This window comes from Vagococcus salmoninarum (genome assembly GCF_003987495.1).
Classification (GTDB): Bacteria; Bacillota; Bacilli; order Lactobacillales; family Vagococcaceae; genus Vagococcus_D; species Vagococcus_D salmoninarum.
In genome coordinates, this window is record NZ_NGJU01000010.1 from 86,089 (window position 1) to 108,936 (window position 22,848).

The following is a 22,848-nucleotide window of genomic DNA, read 5'->3' on the forward strand; positions in this document are numbered from 1 at the left end:
TAGGAGGATTTAATTATGTTAGCTGCAATATGGGCGCAAGATGAAAATGGGTTAATTGGAAAAGAGAGTAAATTGCCTTGGCATTTACCAAACGATTTAGCCTTTTTCAAAAGCACAACAGAAAATAATACGATTGTTATGGGGCGGACGACGTTTGAAGGGATGAATAAACGGCCGTTGCCAAATCGTCACACGATTGTCTTAACTTCTGATAAAAACTATCAAGCTGAAGGCGTGACGGTGTTACATTCAATTGCTGAAGTACGAGCTTATGATGAAGATTTTGAAGGGATTACTTTCGTAACAGGTGGAGCGAAAGTCTATGAACAGTTTTTACCTTATTGTTCTGTTTTATACCGGACAGTCATTCATGAAAGTTTTACTGGCGATACTTGGTTTCCAGAAGTTGATTGGGAAGAATGGACGATGATTAATATTAGTGAAGGCTTAGTTGATGAGGCTAACCCTCATAAACATTCGTTTGAAACATACCAAAGAAAAGCCAACTAGCAAAAGTAACTCAACTAGAAGCTGTTTTAATACAAGGATTTAGGAATAAACCCGAACAATCGCTTCGTTGATTGGACGGGTTTATTAAAATTACTAATCGTTAACATGAAGTGAGTAATGATAGTTTCAATACTTAAAAAGACTATGCTATAATCAATAATAACGAGAAAGGGTAGTGATTATCTAATGATTTCTTTAACTAAATTAACAGAACTTTTAATAGAGCATCATTTATTGAAAGAAGTTATTGTTGATAATGTTTGGCACTATCAATTGCCAGAACAATTAGCAAATCGCACAATTAACCATATTACTTATGATTCTCGCCAAATTAAGGCAGATTCATTATTTTTTTGTAAAGGTTTAGCATTTAAACAAAGTTACTTAGAACAAGGGATTCAAGCTGGGGCAGCTTATTACGTTTCAGAAGTTAATTATGAACTAGCTGAGACGGTAGCTCTAGGTATTATTGTGACAGATGTCAAAAAAGCCATGGCCTTAATTAGTATGGCCTTTTATGATTACCCTCAAAATGACCTTAAATTAATTGCTTATACCGGTACTAAGGGCAAAACAACAGCAGCTTATTTTTGTAAGTATATTTTAGATGAAGCTACTAATTACAAAACGGCTTTACTTTCAACGATGGAGACGGTTCTTGATGGGGTGACACCTGTGAAGTCTTTATTAACTACACCAGAATCGGTTGATCTTTATCGGATGATGCGGGAAGCGGTGACTAACGGTATGAGCCACTTAGTCATGGAAGTCTCTTCTCAAGCCTATAAAACGGAACGAGTCTATAACTTAACTTTTGATGTGGGGGTCTTTTTAAATATATCCCCAGACCATATTGGAGCAATTGAGCACCCTGATTTCGACGATTATTTTTATTGTAAACGACAGTTACTTAAAAGTTCCCGTCAAATGATCATTAATCAAAATTCTGATCATGTTGAAATTATTCAAGAAGTGGCTGCTAGTCATGCTGACAAAGTCATTACTTATGGCGATGAGACTGTCCAAGCAGACTACCGCTTTATTTCAAAAGCCAATAATCAGTTTGACGTTCTCAGCACAGAAGATCCCTTAGGGGTGGCTGGTTCTTACCAAATTAATTTACCTGGTGATTTTAACCAAGGAAATGCGTTAAGTAGTGTGATTGCAACAGCTTTAGTTGGAGCGAAACAAGAGGATATTCGGGAAGGTTTAGCTAAAGCTAAAGTCGCTGGTCGGATGGAAAAACTAACCTCTGCTAAAGGGGTTCATGTCTATATCGACTATGCGCATAATTTTTTAAGCTTACAAACCTTATTAAGCTTTGTCAAAAATCATCATGCTGAAAGTAAAATGATCGTTGTCATTGGGAGTACTGGGGGCAAAGGGGTTTCCCGTCGAAAAGATTTCGGGAAAGTCTTGTCTGAATTAGCTGATGTGGCGATTTTAACAACAGACGATCCGGGAAATGAAGATCCGGAAAAAATCATTTCTGAAATTAGTCAAAGTATTACTGACAATGTGAGACAAGAAATTATTTTAGACCGACAACTAGCGATTACTGCCGCTTTGAAAACGGCAAAACCAGGTGACGTGGTTGTCTTAGCTGGTAAAGGGCCAGATTTGTATCAATTGATTGAAGATGTTCGCCAGCCTTATCTTGGTGATGTGGCAGTGACGGAAGAGCTCATTAAAGCTGGTTTTTAATTAACAAATAACTTAGAGAATTTAGGGATATGAATGAAAAACTTTTTTACTATTTTAGGTGGCATGGGAACCCTGGCTACTGAGAGTTTTGTCCGAGTCTTAAATCAGCGGACACCGGCTCAAGTCGATCAAGATTATTTAGATTACTTATTAGTTAATCACGCGACAGTCCCAGATCGAACAGCTTATATTTTAGACAAGAGCTTAGCTAGTCCAGTTACCGCGATTTTAGAAGATATTCAACAGCAGGAACTATTGCAGCCGAACTTTTTAGTCTTAACTTGTAATACTGCCCACACTTTTTTTGAAGAGTTACAAGCAGCTACGACGATTAAGATCTTACATATGCCTCGCTTAGCTGCTAAAAAAGCATTGACAACTAAGCCCCGTGGGGAACAGTTGAAAGTGGCCATATTAGCGACTTCAGGCACTGTTAACTCAGGAGTTTATGGCCAAGAGTTTAATGATAGTGACTGCCAAGTCGTTTATCCTGAAGCAACTGTCCAAGAAAAAGTCATGAATTTAATTTACCGGGACGTCAAAGAAAGTCAGTATTTAAATCAGGAGCTTTTTCAAGAAATCTTAACTGATATGTTAGTGACAGCTAATTGTGATGTGGCGGTTTTAGGTTGTACGGAACTTTCTTTAATGAATGAAGTCACGGATCATAACTTTACAGTCGTAGACGCTCAATCAGAATTAGTTGACGAAACGATTCGTTTAGCTTTAGCCGCTAGAAAATAAGGATGCTAAAAACAGCTTAGGCAGATTCATAAGGAATCTGCCTAAGCTGTTTTTTTATGTATAAAGTAAGATTGAGAAAAACATGAAACCAGCACCTAACATAACGAATAAGTGCCAAACAACATGCATGTATTTAATGTGTTTCATTGAGTAGAAAATCGCTCCAATAGTGTAAGATAGACCACCTAAGACTAATAAAGTAATGCCAGTTGTTCCTAAACCAAGATAAAGTGGTTTGACTGCTAATAAACACAACCAGCCCATGATGATGTAGATGATCACGGCGGAATTGCCTTTTTTAGCTAACCAGATTGATTTATAGATAACTCCTAATAAAGCCATTAACCAAATGACTACGAAAAGGGTCCAGCCTAACCAGCCTTTAATTGTTAACAAACATAAGGGTGTGTAGCTCCCAGCAATCAACAAGTAAATGGAACTATGATCAAAGACTTGGAAGACTTTTTTAGCTTTAGTGAAAATTAAGCTGTGGAAGAGGGTTGAGGCTAGAAACAGTAAAATTAAAGTTGCCCCATAGATCGCGTATGAAACGATATGGGTCGGCGAATGAAGACGAGCCCCTTTGACTAATAAGATTACTAGGCCGGCAATGCTTAAACCGGCACCAATGCCATGAGTAATTGCATTGAGAACTTCGTTAACGATTAAATATTTTCGCGAAAAAACCATATTCTCCATATATTCCCACCTTTTTTATGAACGTTTTGAGTGAAAAACCTTAATGTATCTGTTATACTTAACGAATAAGGTATCTCACTGATACCTATTTTACACGAATAATTTCTTTTTTCAAAGGATGGAGTTTAATTATGTCAAAAGTAAAAATTGTAACGGATTCATCTTGTAATTTAGAACCAGGTTTAGCTGAAAAACTAAACATTGAATTAGTGTCTTTGGCAGTAATGATAGATGGGGTAATTTATAAAGACTCTGAACTTTCTGGCAGTCAATTTATGACGATGATGTATGATGCCGCAGCCCTACCTAAAACAAGTCAACCGCCAATTGGTGAATTTGTTGAGCTGTATGATCAGTTAGGAGCAGATGGTAGTCAAATTATCTCTATTCACATGAATGAAATTTTAAGTGGGACAGTCCACGCCGCCCATCAAGCAGCCCAAATTAGTAAAAGTGATGTCACAGTAATTGACAGTAAATTTACTGACCAAGGCTTAGGTTTTCAAGTTCTAGCCGCAGCGGAACTAGCCCAAGCAGGGGGCACAAAAGAAGAAGTCATCGCTAAAGTAAATCAAGTTAAAGACAATAGTTTATTGTACATCGGTGTGGCTTCCTTAGACAACTTAGTTAAAGGTGGTCGTATCAGTCGGGCCACAGGGGTTTTATCAAACATTTTTAACATTCGTGTTGTGATGCAACTGTTAGATGGTGAGTTAGTGACTTTGACTAAAGGTCGGGGCATGAAAGCTTTTACTAAATGGTTTGAAGAAACTAAAAATGAAATTGCTAAAATGGGTAATGTCAAAAAAATCGCAATAACCCATGCAGATGGGATTGAAACGGCAATAAAATTCAAAGAAGGCTTACAAGAATTATTTCCAACGATGCACATTCCAATTTTAGATGCATCGTCAACCATAGCAACACATACCGGCAAAGGGGCCTTTGCAGTCATGTTGTATACAGAGTAAGCTAGTTTTTGACAGATCATTTAAGTGGTCTGTTTTTTTTCAACTAGAATAGTATATAAGGAGCACGTTATGAAACAATTACGAAAAATATGGCCAAGTGTCATCATCTGGGTAATACCAGTTTTGTTAGTTTATGTTGTGTTACAGTTAGCGATTCCGAAAGCGCCACCGATTTTCGGTGAACAAGGTCAGAATCAGACCCATCAAGAAAAAGAGTTACTAAATTTTGTCGCTTTAGGTGATTCATTAACTGAAGGTGTTGGGGATACGACAGCTAGCGGTGGGTATGTTCCTTTACTGAAACAAGGTATTAGTGAAGACACAAGTGTTGACGTCATTCACAGTGATAATTACGGTAAAGCCGGTGATCGTAGCGATCAAATTTTGAAACGGCTTAAAAAGTCGAAAGAACTTCAGAAAGCGCTAAAAAAAGCTGACTTTATTACTTTAACAGTTGGTGGAAATGACTTGATGAAAGTCATAAAAAGTGAATTCATGAACGATATCTCTTACGAAACCTTTGATAAGCCACGGGATAAATTCCAAGCTAATTTAAAAGAGTTGCTTCTGGAGATTCGAAAATACAATAAAACCGCACCGATTTACCAAATGGGGATTTACAATCCCTTTTATTTAAACTTTCAAGAAATGACAGAAATGCAAGACATTGTTGATTTTTGGAATCAAGGGGCAAAAGAAATCACTAGTGAAGTTAAAAAAGTTTACTTTATCCCTATAAATGATTTATTATATAAAGGATTAGATGGTCAAATCGGGATTGGTTCCGATACAAATGAAACAACAGGCTCCTCAAACATGGCAACTGGTCCAATTAATAACTTAATTTCTGAGGTGGATAATTTTCACCCGAATAATTTAGGCTATCAAATTATGGCTAAGGCTTTTAAAGAGCAAATGTTGGCGACTAAAGCCGCTTGGCTAGAAAAATAAGAGGGGATTGTCATGAAAGATAAATTACAAAAAATCCGTAAAGAAGTACAGAAAAATCCTTGGAAACCAGCTTTTCTACTCTTAGCAAGTCTCTTGCTTGGTTGTTTCCTCTTCGTTTTTACACGAATGGCAACTAACCGGGAACCTGATTATCAACCGAAAGAGGAAGTTGTCGCTCAAGAAGAAACACCGACATTACAAGTTCAAATGAAAAAGCAACAAATTAATCATGTTATCAGTTACTACTTAAATGATTATCTAAAAGAGTCTGGAGTTAAGTATGACTTTTACTTAGAAGACCACGCCTTACTAAATGGGACGTTTAAAGTTCTCGGTTACGATATGCAGTTTTACTTATATTTTGACCCTTACGTTATGGAAAATGGGAACGTTCAGTTAAAAGCAACGAGTATTTCAATTGGCAGTCTGCCATTACCGATTACAGAAATTATGAAGTATGTGGCGAAAGACTATCAACTACCTAAGTGGGTGGAAGTCATTCCGAAAGAACAAACCATCATTCTCCACTTAGATGAATTTGAGTTGCAAAATGGCATGTTTATCCGCGCGGAGAAAATCAACTTAATCGATGATGATATCCGGATGAATGTTTATTTACCTTTAAAATAAGGGAAGGAAAGGTGGACAATAATGGCACAAGAAACAAGTATATTTGCAGGAGGTTGTTTTTGGTGCATGGTAGCCCCTTTTGACACACAACCAGGAATCATTTCTGTGACTTCAGGCTACACTGGTGGTCAGACTGTTAATCCGACTTATGAGGAAGTTTGTAGCAATCAGACTGGCCATACGGAAGCAGTTGAAATTGTTTTCGATCCAGAAATAATTTCATATGAAAAATTATTAGATATTTATTGGGTCCAAACTGATCCTACAGATGCTTTTGGCCAATTCCAAGATCGTGGTGACAGTTACCGACCAGTTATTTTTTACACGACAGAAGCCCAAAAACTAGCGGCTGAATTAAGTCGTGATAATTTAGCGAAAAGTGGTCGCTTTAATGAGCCGATTGTCACTAAAATCCAAGGGGCGACACCTTTTTATCCAGCGGAAACGTACCATCAAGATTTTTATAAAACTAATCCAAGCCGTTACGGGATGCAACATCGCTCCCGTCAACAGTTTATTGATTCCAATTGGGAGGACAAGTAAGTGAAGCGCAGTTTTTACCATTACATGTTAACTTTACGCGGCTCTAAAATCCATCAAGCCGAAAGTCAGCTGGCCTATGAAATGGCGCAAGACATTCAGTTTCCGAAACAAGCCGACACTTACCATGAAGTCAGTAATTACTTAGAGTTAAGTACCGATTATTTGGAAAATATGACCCTTTTTGACCACTGCTGGGACATGTACTTAGAGCATAATCAATTATAAACAAACAAAAACAATGAGCAAAATCAGCTCATTGTTTTTTTGTCGTTTTATTTCGAGTTTTAGTCTAAAGCATTCCTTTGAATGACTTTAGCAAACCACTCAGCACTTTTTTTAGGTGTTCGCTTAAAATTATTCGTTAAGTCAACCCGGTATAAGCCGTAGCGGTTTTTATAAGCATTTAACCAAGACCAGCAATCAACAAAGGTCCATAAATGGTAACCAAAACAGTTACTACCAGCAGCAATCCCTCGCTGAAGTTGAACTAAATGTTCATGAATAAAGTCAATCCGGTAGTCATCAAGGACAACTCCTGAGTCATCTTGAAACTGTTCTTCATTAGCCACACCCATGCCATTTTCAGATGCAAACCAAGGAAGATTACCGTAGTCCTCTTTAATCTTCATCGCAATATCAAACAAGCCTTCAGGGTAAATCTCCCAGCCTCTATGAGGGTTAATGCGTTTTTCTGGCCAATGATAACCTTTAGCTAGATCGCCTGGCGATTCAATTGGAAAGCGAGGTGACCTTTGAGCTTGAACTCTTAAAGGTTGGTAGTAGTTTACTCCTAGGAAATCAAGACTGTTGGCCTTAATTAACGCTAAATCACCCGGAAGTGTCGCTGGTAAAAGGTGACTTTCTTTAAAAATCGCAACTAATTCAGTAGGAAACTCCCCTAAAATTAAAGGATCAAGAAGGCTCCGAATGTAAATCAGCTCGGCCTTATTTTTAGCCTCTAAATCAGCTGGGGCAGCGCTTTTAGCGTAGACGGGTGAAAGATTTAAAATACAGCCAATTTGACCATCAGGAATAGCCAGGGCTTTAAAAGCGGCTACCGCTTTAGTATGAGCCATAATTGTGTGATAGCCGACTTGAATTGCTTTTTTAAAGTCAAAGATCCCAGGATAGTGGGCCTCACCAAGATAGCCACATTCAATATGAACCATGGGCTCGTTGAAAGTAGTCCAATGAGTGACTAAGTCGCCGAAAGCTAAAAAGGCACTCTTAGCGTAGTGTTCAAAGGCCGTGACGGATTCTCGGATTTCCCAACCACCTAATTCCATTAACCACCAAGGCATATCAAAGTGGAACAAGTTGACAATCGGTTGTACCCCGTTTTGCCGTAGGGTAGCGAAATACTCTCGGTAAAAATCTACAGCAATAGGATTAATCGTTTTGCCATCAGGTAACAGGCGGGCCCAAGAGATTGATGTGCGGTAGGAGTTAAAACCCATTTCTTTCATTAACTGGGCATCTTGGCGGTACTGGAAGTAAACATTTGAAGTTTCTTGGGGACCAACGTGGTTATAAAACCGTGAGGGGTCTGTTTGATACCAATAGTCCCAAGTAGTCGCACTTTTGCCACCTTGATTAGCTGCTCCTTCGGTTTGTGGGGCAGAAGCGGCTGCTCCCCATAAAAAATCTTTTGGAAATGTTGTCATAATCTTTTCTCCATTCTGAATGTCGGTCTTAGTTTTTGTCTTATGAGGCAGTGTTTTTACGATAATGGACACGGTATTGTCCTGGTGTTAATCCGACAATTGCTTTGAATTTTCGGGTGAAGTTAGAGACATCGTAATAACCCACTTCTAAAATAATTGCTTTAATTGGTAAATCCGTTTCAATAAGTCGCATTTTAACAAAGTTAAAGCGTAAATCTTGAATGTATTTTGAAAATGTCTGGCCAGTTAGCTCTTTAACTAGCCGACTTAAGTAAGAAATCGAGAACTTAAAATCTAAAGCCATCTTTTCAAGAGAGAGGTTATGAGACTTGTAATGGCGATTTAAATAGTCAATGATCTCAGTATCTAGCAACTGGCTTTTAACTTGTTGCTGTTGCGTAACTAGTAGACAAGCGTCACTTACTAAGTCTTGTAACTCTTGCTGCAACGTTGGCAAGGAATGGTAATTGACCGTACTTTTAAAACGAGCTAATAACTCTTGAAAATCTAGTTGGTGAATAGTCGCTAGTAAGCTATTTAAAATATCAAAATAAAAACAGCTTGCTTCAAAGTGGCTTAGAGTAATCAAAGTTGGTTGATTAAATAATGACGTTAAGATTTCGGCAGCTAATAATCGATCCCCGTGTTGGACACTCGTATTAAGTTTCAACAAGTCATTAGTAGGTGGTCTTAAAAAGAGCTGATTCGGCAGCTGTTCCGTATTAAAATAAAAAGTCTTGGCAGTGAGATCAAATTGACGCTGGTCCATAGCTGAAAGAGCTTCAATATAAGAATGGTTAAGTTGTCTGAAATCTTGATACGTTCCACCACAACTTAGATATAAATCATCTTCTAGCAACTTATCTAAATAAGCTTTAATTTTTATGACTAAATCAGTTTCTAGTAAGTTGTCAGTTTTCGGCTGATCAAATTGTTGCAAGATAATCGCAAAAAGCTCTTTTGAAGGGAATTCCACAGCGTAAAGTTTAGACTGAAAGAAGGTTAACGGGAAATGACTAGTCAGGATGGTTTTTTTCATCATTCGTTGACTTTTTTCACCAGAGAAGTTTGTATCGATTAAGAGGACGGAAAATCGTCCACTGGCTAAATCAACTTTCAAAGTAGCTAATTCTTGCGCCATTAGTTGTTCATCTTGAGAGTTGCCTTCCAGTAGTTTCGAAAAGCAGTGGGTAATTAATGACCCTTGGTGGCTTCGGAGTTTCCGGTTAAGCCGTTGCTGTTCAGTAATAAAATTAGTGACGCGATTATGAATCAAGACCCATTCATGTTCTTCTTCTTTTTCAAGTTGAGAACTAATCGCTCTAAAGGATTCCGTTAATTTTTTGACCGGTCGATAATGTTTCAAACTCAGCCAAAAACTTAAGGCTAAACCAACTAGTAAGGTGACTAAAGTTAAAATAAAAATCAAGTTACGAACATTATTAATCGGTGCAAAAAAGTGATTCGCGTCAATAAGGGTAATCAAATTTAACTTTGATAAAACTGACTCTTTTTTCGAAATTACGTACTTTAACGGGCCAATTTGAAAGTTATCACTTCCTTGAAAGATCGATAGTGATAAATCTTCTGAAGTAATCAAATTAGTTTCATCGGTACTTGCACTGGCAATAATATTTCCTTGAAGGTCGGTTAAAAAAGCCGATCCATTATAATTAGCCAAGACACTTTCAGTGTACTTTTGTAAGTCGCTAGTTCTCAGAAAATAAATAACTGTTGCGTAAGGAGTAACGCCGTCATTTTTTAACGGGACGTAATATGCCATTGATCCACCAAGGCTTTTCTCAGTTTGTGATTTGGGTGTCATCCCAATCTTAGTAGTCATTGTATGAATGTTTTCTAGAAAAGTATCTTGCTTAAATTTTTCGGAAAAATCTTCCCTTTTCACTAAGGCTGGTAGAGTATAAGAGCCTTGGGCAGAATAAAAATAGTCATCTTGATGAAAATAAATATAAGTTTCCTTGATGAGGGAACTATTTAGTTGAATCTTTTTGATTTCCGATTGACCTTCAATACTATAGTAAGGGTGATTCAACATAAAACGGGTTAAACGTGGATTGACTTGGATGTGTTTAGCTAAGTTTTCTAGTTCTAAAAACCGTTCATCTAAAAGACTTTGAACTTGTTCTAAATTGATTTGATTCGTTGTTTCTAATTGGCGGCGAAGACTCGAAATAGAGGTGTAATAAAGAATCGTTGTCAATAAAATAAAGGGAACTAAAAAAATTAATAAGTAAGAAAAAAAATAATGGTAAATCAACTTTTTGTTTAATTTTCGAAAAAGATTCATAAGACTCTCCTCTGGCATAGTTAAGACTCTTTAGCTGATTCAGTTTTTTTAATCGCCACTAGTGCGAACCAAGAAATCGGTAAAATTATTAAAGGCACGCCAGCAAAGACTAGTAAAATGGGGATGAACGTCATCACGCCAATGACTAGAAAAAAACCAATCAACATCGCAAGAGTTGGGAGTAGATTCAGCAGCAAAAGCAAAATTGCTTGGCGAACGTAGTAAAAGCAGGGCAGTTCGTAGCGAACATAAACTGGAAAGAGATAAAGCAAGGTGCCTAAAGTTAAAAGTAACAAAAGGACTAAGAGATAGTGTAATAAAGGGCTTTGAATAAAGTGCTTAGATATTTGGAGATTAGACCATAAGACAATCAAAGCAAAAGTCATGAGATAGCCTAAGACATTACTGCCTTTAAACGTTCTTTTAAATTGCTCTTGGAAAACATCAGAAATTCTAAAATCACGTCCTTGAGTATTTTCGAACCACAAATGAAAAAGATAAAAAACTGTGGCTGTCGCAGGGAAAAGCCCCCCAATAATCAGTCCTTTTAACGTGTAGCCTAGCCAATAATACTGAATTTGCACTAATTTTAAGAGCCATTGGCCGAAACGATAATTGATTTCCATTAAGTCATTTTTCATCATAAACATCCTTTAATTAGTTTTTAGTTAAAAAAATAAGTAGCTGACATGATTGTTTCAGCAATTTTCCATTGGCCATCTTCTATAATTAGTGTATGATTTGCCTCTGTTTGATGATCTGGATAATTTTTTTCACTATTAGACTTTTCAAGGTTGAGGGTTTCTTGTTGGGCGGTAATAGTGACTTTCGTTTGAGAAATACTTTTAACTTGGACTGAGATTAAACGATGTTCTAAAGTTTGCTCAGAGAAAAATGCCTGTATTTCAGGTTCAGTTTCTTGGCGGGCGGAAGTGACCAGTGTTACTAAATAGTTTGGTAGGTCTTTTTCGCTAGCGGCTTTTAAATTTTTTTGAAGTAAGTCAACAGCCGCGTAAACAGTCTTTTTATCTTGGATTTTACCTGAGATAATGACGTCTTGGTAAGTCATAGTCGGTTGCAAGACTTTCTTTAAGCCAAAAGCTAGGAAAACTACCGGCAGCAAGAGTAAGCAAAGCCAAGAGGATTTTTTCATGAATCAAGCCTCCTTCTAAAATTAAACACCGGATAATTTACTAGGACTGACGATTTGCTGGTAAAGATTTCGTCCTAAATGCCCAGACTGACCAGAACCAAAGCCGTCATGTTCCAGTTTAATTTCTTCTAACTCTGAAATAATCCGGTCACCAGCTAACCAATTTTCCAGTTTAAAACGAGTCGTATCTAAACGGGTCAGAAGACCGCCGTAGCGAATATCTAAAACTTCCCAGCCAAAAGCTTTATAATCACTAAACCACAGTTGTCGATGTCTAAGGCGTAGTTCAGCGACAGTCCTTTGTAGACTCTTTACAGTTTCAAGTTGAGTCGCCATTAAAGCTTGGTCATTGTTAGTGTAAGCGTTCATGATATTCAAGCCAAGTTCAGCTTTTTGACTAAGAACAAGAGCCAGTTGGTAATAAAATTCAAATAAACTTTTTTCAGATTGGGGCAGAGCCTCACTGACTTTAGCTAATTTATTTGTTAGTTGCTGATAATGTTGATTTAAAGCTAAACCGGCAATCGTCTGATCGTAAAGGCCTAATAAGGGATCTTGCCATAATAAAAATTTACTAGGGGCAGAGGCATGGGGGTTGTTTAATGCGACCCCAGGCGTTTCGTCAAACTGATTTAAGAGTAAAAAATCAGCCAAAGCTGTCCTAGTATGACTAGCGAAATGGTGACTAACGGTCTCTAAACTAGGGTGTTGCTGATAACTTTCTTCAGCTACTAATTGCATACCTGGTAAGGCCGTTAAGAGTGGCGTTTCAGCACCATCATCAAGCCAGATAGTAGTAAAGACTTCTTGAACTCCGGCTTTTTTACAAGCTTGGAAGGCGGCTTTAGTTGTAGTCAGGGTTTTTCCGTAGTTGGGAGCAATGCCATTAAACGTCCAAATCCCCCCAGCGAATAAAAAGTTTTGTTTTAATTGTTGATGACGTTCAATGAGTAAGCGATAATCAGCTTCGCCTTGATGGTAGTAGTCCCAATAAACTAAATCGATTTTGGGAATTTCCGCTACAAACTCTGGGGTAATCGCCTCTGTAATTTCATAATAATCCCCCTTTTGTGAAAGTGTACGGAAAAACATATCACTCCAAATCATTGGTTGTAAATCTAAAGACTTAGTTATTTTTAATACATTATTTAAGTGACTAGTCATAATTTTAAAGGGCTCTTGATAACCTTGGGGTTTTTAAAAATTGACCAAGACCTAACTGATGGGCTTCGTCCATACCAATGTGGATGCGACGACTTCGAAAAGTTTGACTGACTTGAGTTAAAATATTTTTTAGAAATTCATAAGTCTCAGGACTATTAACGAGTAAAAGGTCATCAGTGTCTTTAAACTTTCGGGCGTAATTCCATTGCAAGGCATTAGTTAAATGTCCGAGAGTTTGAATACAAGGAACCACTTCAATCCCGAAACTTGCGGCGTAATTATCAATAAAACTTAATTCCTGTTGGGAGTATCGGCCTCTGAGGTAGCCAAAATAAGGATATTCGGGGACTTCATAAGTATCTTCAGTGTAGAGCATCAATAAATTCAAGCCCATACTAGCCATTTTATTAATAATTGTAGTTAATGTCTTTACTTTTGGCACGGCATTGCGGGAGGCATCAATCATGACGCCATTGGTTTTAAACTGGGGCACTTCAACTTCGTTAAAAGTCTCATTTTTTGGAGCCAAAGCTAGCCAAAGACTTAATCCACGAAAAAAGTGAATTTTCTCTTTGTAATGAATGGTACCAAAGCTCTTAGTTTTGCTGTAGCGTAAGTCATGATCTGTTCTTTTCAAGTGAATCGGAAAGCCTTCTGAACTCAAAGATAACTGACCGGCTTTAATTAAATGGGTTAAACCAGCTTGTAGCTGTCGGGTGTCGCCAATTAAACATACTTCCATCTAGCAAAAATCCTTTCTGAAATAAACCGTTTTCTTTTTGAGTATACAAGATTGAGAAGTTGAGTACAACAATAAATTTACAGAGAAAGAATTACATAGTCTGCAAAAATTACACATTGTTCAAAAGAGGGTTTCTAGTTATAGTGTGGGAGTAACAGTGAGTTTACCAAGAGTTATTTTTTATGGAAGAGGTGAGTATGTGATAAAAAAAGTGACTCGTGGCGATATCGAGGAAAGGAAAGAAGTCTTTCAATCCACGGAAATTAAAGCGTATCCAGAAACAGCGATGTTAGCAGAAAGACTAGAGTGGTTTCAAGATTTAAAGTTAGGAATTATTGTCCATTGGGGACTTTACGCTGAAGCTGGGATTGTCGAATCGTGGCAATTATCAGAAGCAGATACTTGGGCCCGAGAACCAATTTCTTGGCGTGAGGATGTTCGAGAGTTGCAACGAGATTATTGGCAATTGAATCGAGTCTTTAACCCGACAGCTTTTAACCCCCAACAATGGGCTAAAACTTTTCAGAAAGCTGGGGTAAAATATTTAATCTTTACTACTAAGCATCACGATGGCTTTAATCTCTATGATACACAAGTAACAGATTATAAAATTGGCGGTAGGGAAAGTCCTTATCAAGGCGATCTCTTTGGGGAAATGATGGAAGCTGCTAAAGCAGAAGGCTTAGCTACTGGGGCATATTATTCGAAAGCTGACTGGCATTCTGAAGATTATTGGCTACCAGATGAGACAGTCAAAGGTCGTCGAGCCAGTTATTCCACTCAAGAACAGCCAGAAATTTGGGAGCGCTACGTGACATTTGTTCATCAACAAATTCGCGAGCTTACTCATAATTATGGTCCATTAGATTTATTGTGGTTAGATGCTGGTTGGTGTGGCAAAGGAGCAGAAGACCTAGAAATGGATCGACTCGTGGACATTGCTCGGGAAGAACAAGAAAAACTGATTGTTGTCGATCGAATGATGGGGGGGCGCCATGAAAATTATGTCACACCAGAACGATCCATCCCGACAGTCAGTGACATCCCAAACCAAGTCTGGGAAAGTAATATTCCCCTAGGCAATGATTGGGGCTACGTTCCAACGGATACTTTTAAATCAAGTCAAGAAGTCATTGAAATGTTTGTTGACGTTGTGGCAAAAGGTGGTAATTTACTTTTAGGAGTCGGTCCAACGCCTCAAGGGGAGATTACGAAAGAAGAAGAACTGATTTTGAGTGAGTTAGGCTCTTGGCTTGAGATTTATAGTGAAGGGATTTATGAAACACGTAAAATGAGGCATATCGACGAAGAAGTTCCTTGGAAGATGACCCGAAAAGACAACGCGATCTTCGCTTTTTACCCAGTGACAAAACCATTACCTCGCCTTATCACAACAGCCGAGCTAGGTCTTGCAGGAATTAACGTCCTGGGAGCAGTTGATTTAAAAACCGGCGTCGAACTAGTCGTTGAAGAACAGTCGATTATTGTATTACCAGCTCATTCTCCGCAAGAGCTTGGCATGTATGGGATAAAAATAATGACTGAAAAAGGGAGTTTGTTAGCGGAATAAATTAATTGAAAATGAAATCGATTTCATTAAAAGGAGGAACATTGATGTCCCAAAGTCAAAATATGTCAATCAAGAAAAGAGGAGTTTCCAAAGGTAAACAAAAAAAGCCTTTAAGCTTAAAAAAAATATTACAAAGTTGGCAATTGTACGTCTTTGTTTTACCAGCATTCTTATTTTTCTTAATCTTTAGTTACGTCCCAATGTATGGAGTTATCATCGCTTTTAAAGATTATATGCCTTCACTAGGAATTTTCGGTAGTCCTTGGGTTGGTTTTAAACATTTTCAACGTTTTTTTGATTCTTACTATTTTTGGGATTTAATCAAAAATACATTAGGAATCAGCGTTTACTCTTTGATTGTTGGGTTTCCCTTACCGATTATTTTAGCTTTAGCTTTAAATGAAGCTAAGGACGGGATTTTTAAAAAGTTTACCCAAACAGTCACTTATGCCCCTAATTTTATTTCAGTCGTCGTCATGGTCGGGATGATGATTTCATTTCTATCGCCATCGACGGGGATCATCAATCACTTGTTAGAATTTTTAGGCTTCAACCGAATTGCCTTTACAACAGATCCTCGCTGGTTTAAAACAATCTATGTCTTATCTGGAGTATGGCAAGGCACAGGGTGGGGATCAGTTATTTATTTAGCCGCCTTGTCTGGCGTAGATACTCAGCTTCATGAAGCGGCCACCGTTGATGGCGCAAGTCGCCTGCAAAGAATTTTTTATATTAATTTGCCAACGATTATTCCAACGATGGTCATTTTATTAATTATGAATGTGGGAAGTTTAATGGCCATGGGGTATGAAAAAATCTTATTATTACAAAATCCTTTAAATATGGAGTCTTCAAATGTCATTGCGACCTTTGTCTACCGCCAAGGTCTACTAGATGCTCAATACAGTTATGCCGCCGCTGTTGGCTTATTTAATTCAGTGATTAATGCGATTCTTTTAATTGTCGTTAATAAGATTTCGAGAAAAGTCAGTGAGGTGAGCTTATGGTAAGAAAAAAACAGCAAGGAAAGAAAAAGATGATAAAAGAGTCGAAAACTGATAAACTTTTCATGGTTTTTGTTTATCTCTTTTTAAGCGCTGCTTTAATCGCAGTGTTATACCCGTTGATTTATATTATTAGTGCCTCAATCAGTGACCCTCAGTTAGTCAACTCTGGCAAGATGTATCTGTTACCTAAAGGGATTACTTTCGAAGGCTACCAGACGATTTTGGAAAATACTGGCATTTGGCGAGGGTATTTAAACACAATCTACTATACGGTTTTAGGAACAAGTATCAATCTCTTAGTTACTCTGCCTTGTGCCTATGCCTTATCGCGAGTTGATTTTTATGGTCGTAAGTTGTTTATGAATTTCATGTTAGTCACAATGTTTTTAAGTGGTGGCTTAATTCCTAGTTACTTATTAATTAAGAATCTCGGTATGTTCAATACGGTGTGGGCCATGGTTATTCCTAATGCGGCATCTGTTTACAACATTGTTGTAACGAGAACTTTTTTCCAATCGGCGATTCCTAGAGAAATGGAAGAGGCGGCAATCATTGATGGTTGCTCAAATTTTAAGTTGTTTATGCGAATCATTCTGCCTTTATCAATGCCGATTGTTGCAGTTATGGCGCTGTTTTACGGTGTTGGTCACTGGAATAGCTATTTTAACGCCTTGATTTATTTATCTGATAAGGCTAGCTACCCTTTACAAATGGTGTTAAGAGAAATCTTAGTTTTACAAGATTTGTCATCAACAGCTAGTGGAACGGTTTCAAGTAGTGTTGCTGAACTAATTTATAGTAAACAGCAGTTAGTTCAAGTTATTAAATATGGCGTTATGCTAGTATCAACCTTACCAGTCATTATTGCCTACCCATTTTTACAAAAGTACTTTGTTAAAGGGGTCATGGTTGGTTCATTAAAAGGTTAGCTAGTCGGCAAGTGTCTGTCTCTTAGTAATGATTCAAAGGAGTGAATAATGTGAAAAATAAGCAACTTAAATGGTTGTTGCCAGTTCTTTTATTTTCAGGTGTCGTTTTAATTGGGTGTTCCAACACTAATCAAGGGGATCAAGATCAGCAAGCATCTGATGTCGTCGTTGAAACAACCGGCTTTCCGATTGTTAAAGAAACGTTAGAAATGACTTTGATGGCACCAGGTACTGGCTTAGTTGAATGGGATGAAATGGCGACAATGACGGATTACGCTGAGCAGACAAATATCAACTTCAAATACACAACACCACCTTTAAGTGATTTTGGTACAAAATTAAACTTAGCCTTTGCTAGTGGCGACTTAGCTGATATTATTTTCGCAGCTGGCTCAAACTTAACGGCTGCTATGGAAGTCGATTACGGGGAGCAAGGGATCTTAGTTCCTTTAGAAGAGCTGATTCCTACATATGCCCCGAATTTACATCAACTAATGGAAGCCGAGCCAGATATTCGTAAATCGATTACGGCTACAGACGGTCATATTTATTCCTTGCCGGGGATTAGCCGAGGCGATACAGCGATTTGGCCTCGAGGACCGGTTTGGTATAACGGTACTTGGTTAGAAAAATTAAACGTGACGGAATTACCGAAGACGACAGATGAGTTTTATGAGTTACTCTTACGTTTTAAAAATGAAGACCCTAATGACACAGGGGCGGAAGATTCAATTCCGATGTCAGATTCAAAACTGGATAGCTTACGACCATGGTTATTATCGGCTTTTGGTATTAAATCTCTAGGAATAGAAGAAGTTGGCGGCCAAGTGCGCTATGCACCGATGACGGAAAACTACCAAGGTTACTTAACTTACATGCACAAATTGTATCAAGAAGGCTTGATTGATGCGGAAGTTTATTCCCAATCTGATGAGCAGAAAAAAGCCAAAGGACAAAACAATCAATTAGGTGTTTTCCCAGACTGGTTCTCTTACTTCACAACTGGCCAAACAGAAGATGAGGCCATCAATAATCCGATGTTCCACCCTTTGACTAGCCCATTTTCTGAAACCGCCATTGTGCCAGGAAGCCCACGTTTAGTCCGTGGCGTCTTTGCCATTACGAAAGATAATCCTAGTCCGGCAGCTTCACTACGCTGGGTCGATCATTTTTATTCTGAAGCCGGCTATGAATATATGGAACAAGGGCCGGAAGGCGTTCTTTGGGAGTATCAAGAAAACAGTCAAGGGGAAGCTGTTAAAGTTTATGCCCCAGGGATTGACCCTGATAAAGGGGAAGAAGAGCGTGGGAAAGTCTCACCTGCTTACGGCTTAGCAGTGCCTGGTTTAAGTGCCTCAACGCCACAAATTAGACGGGCCGTCACAGACAGTGATGAAAACGTCTTTAATCAGTTTATTAAAACCGAAACCCAAGAGAAAATCGAAAAATTTGCTGAAGTTCCTTATCCGTTAGTCTATCTAACAAAAGAGGAGCAAGACAAAGTCAGCGCCTCAGCAACTGATTTAGCAACTTACATTGAGCAAATGGAAGCCAAGTTTATAACAGGTGTTGAACCTTTATCGAATTGGGACAAGTTTATCGATACCATTGAATCTATGGGAATTGCAGAGTATGTCAGTGTTTATCAAGAGGCTTATGATAAGTGGGAAGGCTCATAATCAGTCTGTAACAACAGACAGAAAGACTTAATTTAAAAACTGAGACATGACATTTTTCAAGCCAGTTTTGAAAAGACATGTCTCAGTTTTTTGTTAATAATAACGGACAAGTGAGAGGTGTCGATAAAATGGACCAAGGAATACCTTTAGATTATCAAGAAGTATATACTCGTCACGAGTATTTGTCATTTCAAAAGCAACAACTAACTATTTGTTTTAAAGGGAATTTTTTTCGCTTTCAAGGGGTCGAGACAGTCAAAAGATTTATGAACCCCCGAACTATTAGCTGGCTGAAGAGCCATGACCATGTTGAGGCAGATTTAACTTTGACTCATAACTACGACCGGCAACTATCAGGAGACAGCTTTCGCTTAACTAGTAATGAGCAAGGACAGATTACAATCACCACCCATAATTTTCGCGGCTTACGCTATGCCTTAGAAGCCTTGGAAAGCTTGCTAATCATCACGGATACGGCGATTCATGTCCCCCTTATCACGATTAATCATGAAGTTGAACTCGACATTCGTGGGGTGATTGAAGGTTTTTACGGCGAACCGTGGTCACAGTTTCAGCGGCTAGATCTCTTAAAGTTTTTAGGAGCCAATCGCTTAAATACTTATATGTACGGACCAAAAGATGATTTAAAACAACGAAAATTATGGCGAGAGCTTTACGACGATCAAGCTTTAGCTGACTTAAAGGAACTGAATCAACTGGCAGAAATTGAACTAATTGATTTTTACTACATGATTAGCCCCGGCAACGATCTTAACTTTAACGCTTCTCAAGACCTTTTGGCATTAGAAGCTAAGTTAAGCCAGTTAATCGCCATCGGCGTCAGACATTTTGGCTTGCTTTTAGATGATATTGACTACACCTTAAGGAAGGAAGGGCAAAAAAGGTTCCAGACAGCCGCTCAAGCCCAAGCCTTTTTAACTGTCCATCTTAACAATTTTTTAAAAGCGAACTTAGTTGATTACACCTTAGTCGTCTGTCCTACAGAATACGATAACCAGTTAGACTCACCTTACTTAGCGGAACTAAGCAGTTGTCTACCACTAGAAATCCCTTTCTTTTGGACTGGTCCAGAAACTTTGGCAACTCAGATTACGACGGCAGATTTGGAAAATATTGCAAACATTTATCAGCGCCCGCTGATTATTTGGGACAATGTGCCTGTTAATGATTATCAAAATGATTCTCAAAAAGTCTTTCTAAGTCCTTATAGTAATCGCAGCCCAAAGCTTGGTCAAGGAACGTATTTAGTCAAAGGGGTCGTAGCTAATCCGATGCCTCAATGGGAACTATCGAAAGTGACACTTTTAAGTATGGCCCAATTTTTATGGTTTCCACAACATAAAAAAGGGAGTGAGGACTGGCGTATGTTATTAGAAAAACTCGTACCAAAGGAGTTCGTATCTGCTTTAGCAGTGTTTATTAAACATAACCCTAACAAATATCTGAAAGAACCTTTAACGTTACCTTTAAAAATGGCCATTCAGGCTAAAAATTTCAAAGAGTTAACGAAAGAAATTGAAGAATTACAAGAAGCTGCTCTTAAATTAAAAACATTACCTAACCAGGGACTTTTAAAAGAGTTGGCACCGTGGTTACAACGAATTCTGTTAGACTGGGAATTTTGGCAAGGAATTATAAAGGAAGATCTGGCCCTACAAGAAAAATTACTAGGGGAGTTACTTCAACAGCCAGTCATTATCGGGACGAATATCCCCCTTAATTATTATAATTATTGGCAAGATAAGACTTTTAGATAGAGTGTCTATCTGAAAAAAGCACGAATGATCTTTTTTTGTTAAAAAACCTCCGAATAATTCGCTGTTTTCTTTACAATACATGTTTTTATATGTCTTTAAGATGACAAAAAAACGAAAAAACAATTATTAATAAATTCTTACGAATTAATTGAAACGTTGTTGTTACATGTTTGTAAAAAACATGCTAGAATGTAATATGTCGCAACAAACCAAAAGGGGTGTGTGACGATTTCAGATGCAGGAGGCAATGTTTTGTGACAACTTCAGAAAAAACGAAAAGTTATTTACCTAGTATTGATGGGTTAAGAGCTTTAGCAATTATTTTTGTATTAGGTTATCATTTTAGGTTACCATTTTGGCGCGGTGGATTTATTGGAGTTGACATTTTTTTCCTCTTGTCAGGTTATTTAATTACAACAGGTTTATTACGAGAATGGCAAAAGTCAGGTGAATTTAATTTTAAAGAATTTTGGTTAAAAAGGCTTCGCCGCTTATTGCCAGCTCTAGTTGTCATGGTTGTAGTGATTTTATTAATCAGTTTCCTTTTTTATCCAAAGGTTTTTAGTAAAAGTTGGGGCGATGGCCTAGCAGGGATTTTACAAGTTAATAACTGGTGGGCAATTTTTCAAGAAATTCCATACTTTGATACTTTTGGTAGTCCTAGTCCATTTAAACATCTTTGGTCTTTAGGGATCGAAGGTCAGTTCTATTTCTTTTGGCCGCTTGTTCTGTTTGGTTTATTAAAACTATTAAAAAAACGGCAACATGTTTTAAAAATAATTATTGGTGTAGGTATTCTCTCAGCACTGCTAATGGCTGTGCTGTACGGAAATTCTGGAATTGATCGGGTTTATTACGGTACAGATACTCGTTTATTCACGATCTTAGCTGGTTGTTCTTTAGGCTTCATTTGGCCTTATACAATTTTACCGCCAACTATTAGTCGCCAAACTCGAGAACTATTTGATGGGTTAGGTTTACTTTCCTTAGTCGGTTTAATTATGTTAGCGATGCTTCTGAATGAATATCAAAGCTTTTTGTATCGTGGCGGTTTTGTCTTAGTTGCAGTCTTAACAATCATCTTAGTGACAACTTTAGTTTTACCAACTACGCGGATGGGTGCTTATTTTAGTCATCCATGGTTAATCTGGATTGGCCAACGGTCTTACAGTATCTATTTATGGCATTTTCCAATTATCGCCTTAACGACACCAGTAAAGTTAATTGGCACCTTTCAACCTCTCTTGATTAGCTTACAATTACTCTTAACTTTATTAATATCAGAATTCTCTTTCCGCTGGTTAGAAGAACCGATTCGTAAAGAGGGCTTAAAGAATTATCTTAAAAAGCTTAAAACTTTTAAGCTTAAAAGTCACCCTTTGGTCGCAGTCTTGGCTTCCAGTGTTTTATTAATTGGGGTTGTTCTAGGTGGCACTAGTTATTTTTTAGTGGCTCCTAAAAAAAATGTCCAACCGCCAGCACCTGTTATCGAAGAATCGACAACTAGTAGTTCAGAAGTCAGTAAACCAGTTATCACAGATATTTTAGTTATCGGTGATTCGATTATTAGTGGTGCTGAAGAAGCATTAACTAAAGCGGTGCCGGGAATTGTTATCGATGGCAAAATTGGTCGTCAGTTAGTAGATGCTAGTGAGTTATTAGAAAAGAAATACATGAAAATCAATCACGATAAGGCGTTACTTATTTTAGAATTAGGTTCTAATAGCCCCTTTGAACCTAAAGAATTAGAAAGCTTTTTGAAAAAAATTGAGAAGGCCCATGTGATGATCATTAATACTCGAGTGCCTCGCGATTGGGAAAAAGATGTTAATCGTTTATTAGCAGAAGCAACCCTTAACGAAGACAAGCGTTTGTTATTAGATTGGTATAGTTTAGCGATTAATAATCCGGCTTTATTAGCAGAAGATGGCATCCATCTTGAGCCTGGTGAAGGAGTTAATGCTTATACGAAGTTAGTCACTGACGGGTTAGAGAATTATGATATCCAATTAAAATAAGGAGTAACTAGACAGTTTATAATGGCTGTCTAGTTATTTTTACCTTAAAATGGCTAATTTTAGTGAAAAAAATCATGAATTTTC

At 37.9% G+C, this 22,848-nt stretch carries 21 protein-coding genes; 14 read left to right on the forward strand and 7 right to left on the reverse strand.

All coding sequences use genetic code 11. The features are described 5' to 3' along the window. Positions 1-15: 15 nt before the first annotated feature. The 3 genes from CBF35_RS07930 (at position 16) to CBF35_RS07940 (ending at position 2,958) form a co-directional block, all read left to right on the forward strand. Positions 16-510 (forward strand): dihydrofolate reductase, encoded by a 495-nt coding sequence (locus CBF35_RS07930; RefSeq protein ID WP_126779866.1) that lies wholly within the window; start codon positions 16-18, stop codon positions 508-510. A gap of 186 nt (positions 511-696) precedes the next feature. Then, entirely contained in the window at positions 697-2,214 is a 1,518-nt protein-coding gene (locus CBF35_RS07935) for a UDP-N-acetylmuramoyl-L-alanyl-D-glutamate--L-lysine ligase (protein ID WP_126779868.1), read from the forward strand. Positions 2,215-2,247: 33 nt separating this feature from the next. After that, on the forward strand, positions 2,248-2,958 hold the full coding sequence (locus CBF35_RS07940) for an amino acid racemase (RefSeq protein ID WP_126779870.1): 711 nt from the start codon (positions 2,248-2,250) through the stop codon (positions 2,956-2,958). Positions 2,959-3,012: 54 nt separating this feature from the next. Here CBF35_RS07940 and trhA read toward each other — a convergent pair whose 3' ends face one another. Beyond that, the gene (trhA, locus tag CBF35_RS07945) at positions 3,013-3,657 is read right to left on the reverse strand and encodes a PAQR family membrane homeostasis protein TrhA (RefSeq protein WP_126779872.1); all 645 of its coding nucleotides are present in this window, start codon (positions 3,655-3,657) and stop codon (positions 3,013-3,015) included. 131 nt (positions 3,658-3,788) lie between these two features. Between trhA and CBF35_RS07950 the strand changes: the two genes are divergently transcribed. The 5 genes from CBF35_RS07950 to CBF35_RS07970 all read left to right on the forward strand — a co-directional run bounded on the left by CBF35_RS07950 (position 3,789) and on the right by CBF35_RS07970 (position 6,977). After that, positions 3,789-4,628: a DegV family protein gene (locus CBF35_RS07950; protein WP_126779874.1), complete on the forward strand. Its 840-nt coding sequence runs from the start codon at positions 3,789-3,791 to the stop codon at positions 4,626-4,628. A gap of 69 nt (positions 4,629-4,697) precedes the next feature. Next, a complete protein-coding gene (locus tag CBF35_RS07955; RefSeq protein WP_126779876.1) occupies positions 4,698-5,579 on the forward strand; it encodes an SGNH/GDSL hydrolase family protein in 882 nt (293 codons plus the stop codon). A 12-nt stretch (positions 5,580-5,591) separates the two neighbouring features. After that, complete coding sequence (locus CBF35_RS07960) at positions 5,592-6,209, forward strand: YpmS family protein (protein ID WP_126779878.1); 618 nt, start codon at positions 5,592-5,594, stop codon at positions 6,207-6,209. 21 nt (positions 6,210-6,230) lie between these two features. Further along, positions 6,231-6,752, forward strand: a complete 522-nt coding sequence (msrA, locus tag CBF35_RS07965; protein WP_126779880.1) for a peptide-methionine (S)-S-oxide reductase MsrA — start codon at positions 6,231-6,233, stop codon at positions 6,750-6,752. Next, positions 6,753-6,977 (forward strand): YozE family protein, encoded by a 225-nt coding sequence (locus tag CBF35_RS07970; RefSeq protein WP_126779882.1) that lies wholly within the window; start codon positions 6,753-6,755, stop codon positions 6,975-6,977. It begins immediately after the preceding gene. Between the two features lie 59 nt (positions 6,978-7,036). Here CBF35_RS07970 and CBF35_RS07975 read toward each other — a convergent pair whose 3' ends face one another. Genes CBF35_RS07975 through CBF35_RS08000 form a run of 6 tightly spaced genes read right to left on the reverse strand, consistent with a single transcriptional unit; the run spans position 7,037 to position 13,783 of the window. Further along, entirely contained in the window at positions 7,037-8,416 is a 1,380-nt protein-coding gene (locus CBF35_RS07975) for a glycoside hydrolase family 1 protein (RefSeq protein ID WP_126779884.1), read from the reverse strand. A gap of 40 nt (positions 8,417-8,456) precedes the next feature. After that, positions 8,457-10,724 (reverse strand): AraC family transcriptional regulator, encoded by a 2,268-nt coding sequence (locus tag CBF35_RS07980; RefSeq protein ID WP_170174746.1) that lies wholly within the window; start codon positions 10,722-10,724, stop codon positions 8,457-8,459. Between the two features lie 20 nt (positions 10,725-10,744). Beyond that, positions 10,745-11,365 (reverse strand): YesL family protein, encoded by a 621-nt coding sequence (locus CBF35_RS07985; protein ID WP_170174747.1) that lies wholly within the window; start codon positions 11,363-11,365, stop codon positions 10,745-10,747. Positions 11,366-11,388: 23 nt separating this feature from the next. After that, a complete protein-coding gene (locus CBF35_RS07990) occupies positions 11,389-11,877 on the reverse strand; it encodes a hypothetical protein (protein WP_126779890.1) in 489 nt (162 codons plus the stop codon). Between the two features lie 21 nt (positions 11,878-11,898). Then, positions 11,899-13,041 carry a hypothetical protein gene (locus CBF35_RS07995; RefSeq protein WP_126779892.1) on the reverse strand — a complete coding sequence of 381 codons (1,143 nt, stop codon included), beginning with the start codon at positions 13,039-13,041 and terminating at the stop codon, positions 11,899-11,901. Positions 13,042-13,045: 4 nt separating this feature from the next. Beyond that, entirely contained in the window at positions 13,046-13,783 is a 738-nt protein-coding gene (locus CBF35_RS08000; RefSeq protein ID WP_126779894.1) for a family 20 glycosylhydrolase, read from the reverse strand. A gap of 202 nt (positions 13,784-13,985) precedes the next feature. On the opposite strand from CBF35_RS08000, the gene CBF35_RS08005 reads away from it, so the two are divergent. From CBF35_RS08005 to CBF35_RS08030, 6 genes are all read left to right on the forward strand, one after another. Then, a complete protein-coding gene (locus CBF35_RS08005; protein ID WP_126779911.1) occupies positions 13,986-15,353 on the forward strand; it encodes an alpha-L-fucosidase in 1,368 nt (455 codons plus the stop codon). Between the two features lie 62 nt (positions 15,354-15,415). Beyond that, positions 15,416-16,363: an ABC transporter permease gene (locus tag CBF35_RS08010; protein ID WP_126779913.1), complete on the forward strand. Its 948-nt coding sequence runs from the start codon at positions 15,416-15,418 to the stop codon at positions 16,361-16,363. Further along, a complete protein-coding gene (locus CBF35_RS08015) occupies positions 16,357-17,289 on the forward strand; it encodes a carbohydrate ABC transporter permease (RefSeq protein ID WP_170174748.1) in 933 nt (310 codons plus the stop codon). Before CBF35_RS08010 ends, CBF35_RS08015 begins: the two co-directional genes overlap by 7 nt. A 50-nt stretch (positions 17,290-17,339) precedes the next feature. Continuing rightward, positions 17,340-18,968, forward strand: coding sequence for an extracellular solute-binding protein (locus tag CBF35_RS08020; RefSeq protein ID WP_126779896.1), 1,629 nt, complete (start codon positions 17,340-17,342; stop codon positions 18,966-18,968). 128 nt (positions 18,969-19,096) lie between these two features. Continuing rightward, complete coding sequence (locus CBF35_RS08025; protein ID WP_170174749.1) at positions 19,097-20,746, forward strand: protein O-GlcNAcase; 1,650 nt, start codon at positions 19,097-19,099, stop codon at positions 20,744-20,746. A gap of 254 nt (positions 20,747-21,000) precedes the next feature. Continuing rightward, positions 21,001-22,764 (forward strand): acyltransferase family protein, encoded by a 1,764-nt coding sequence (locus CBF35_RS08030; protein ID WP_170174750.1) that lies wholly within the window; start codon positions 21,001-21,003, stop codon positions 22,762-22,764. The last annotated feature ends 84 nt before the right edge of the window (positions 22,765-22,848 follow it).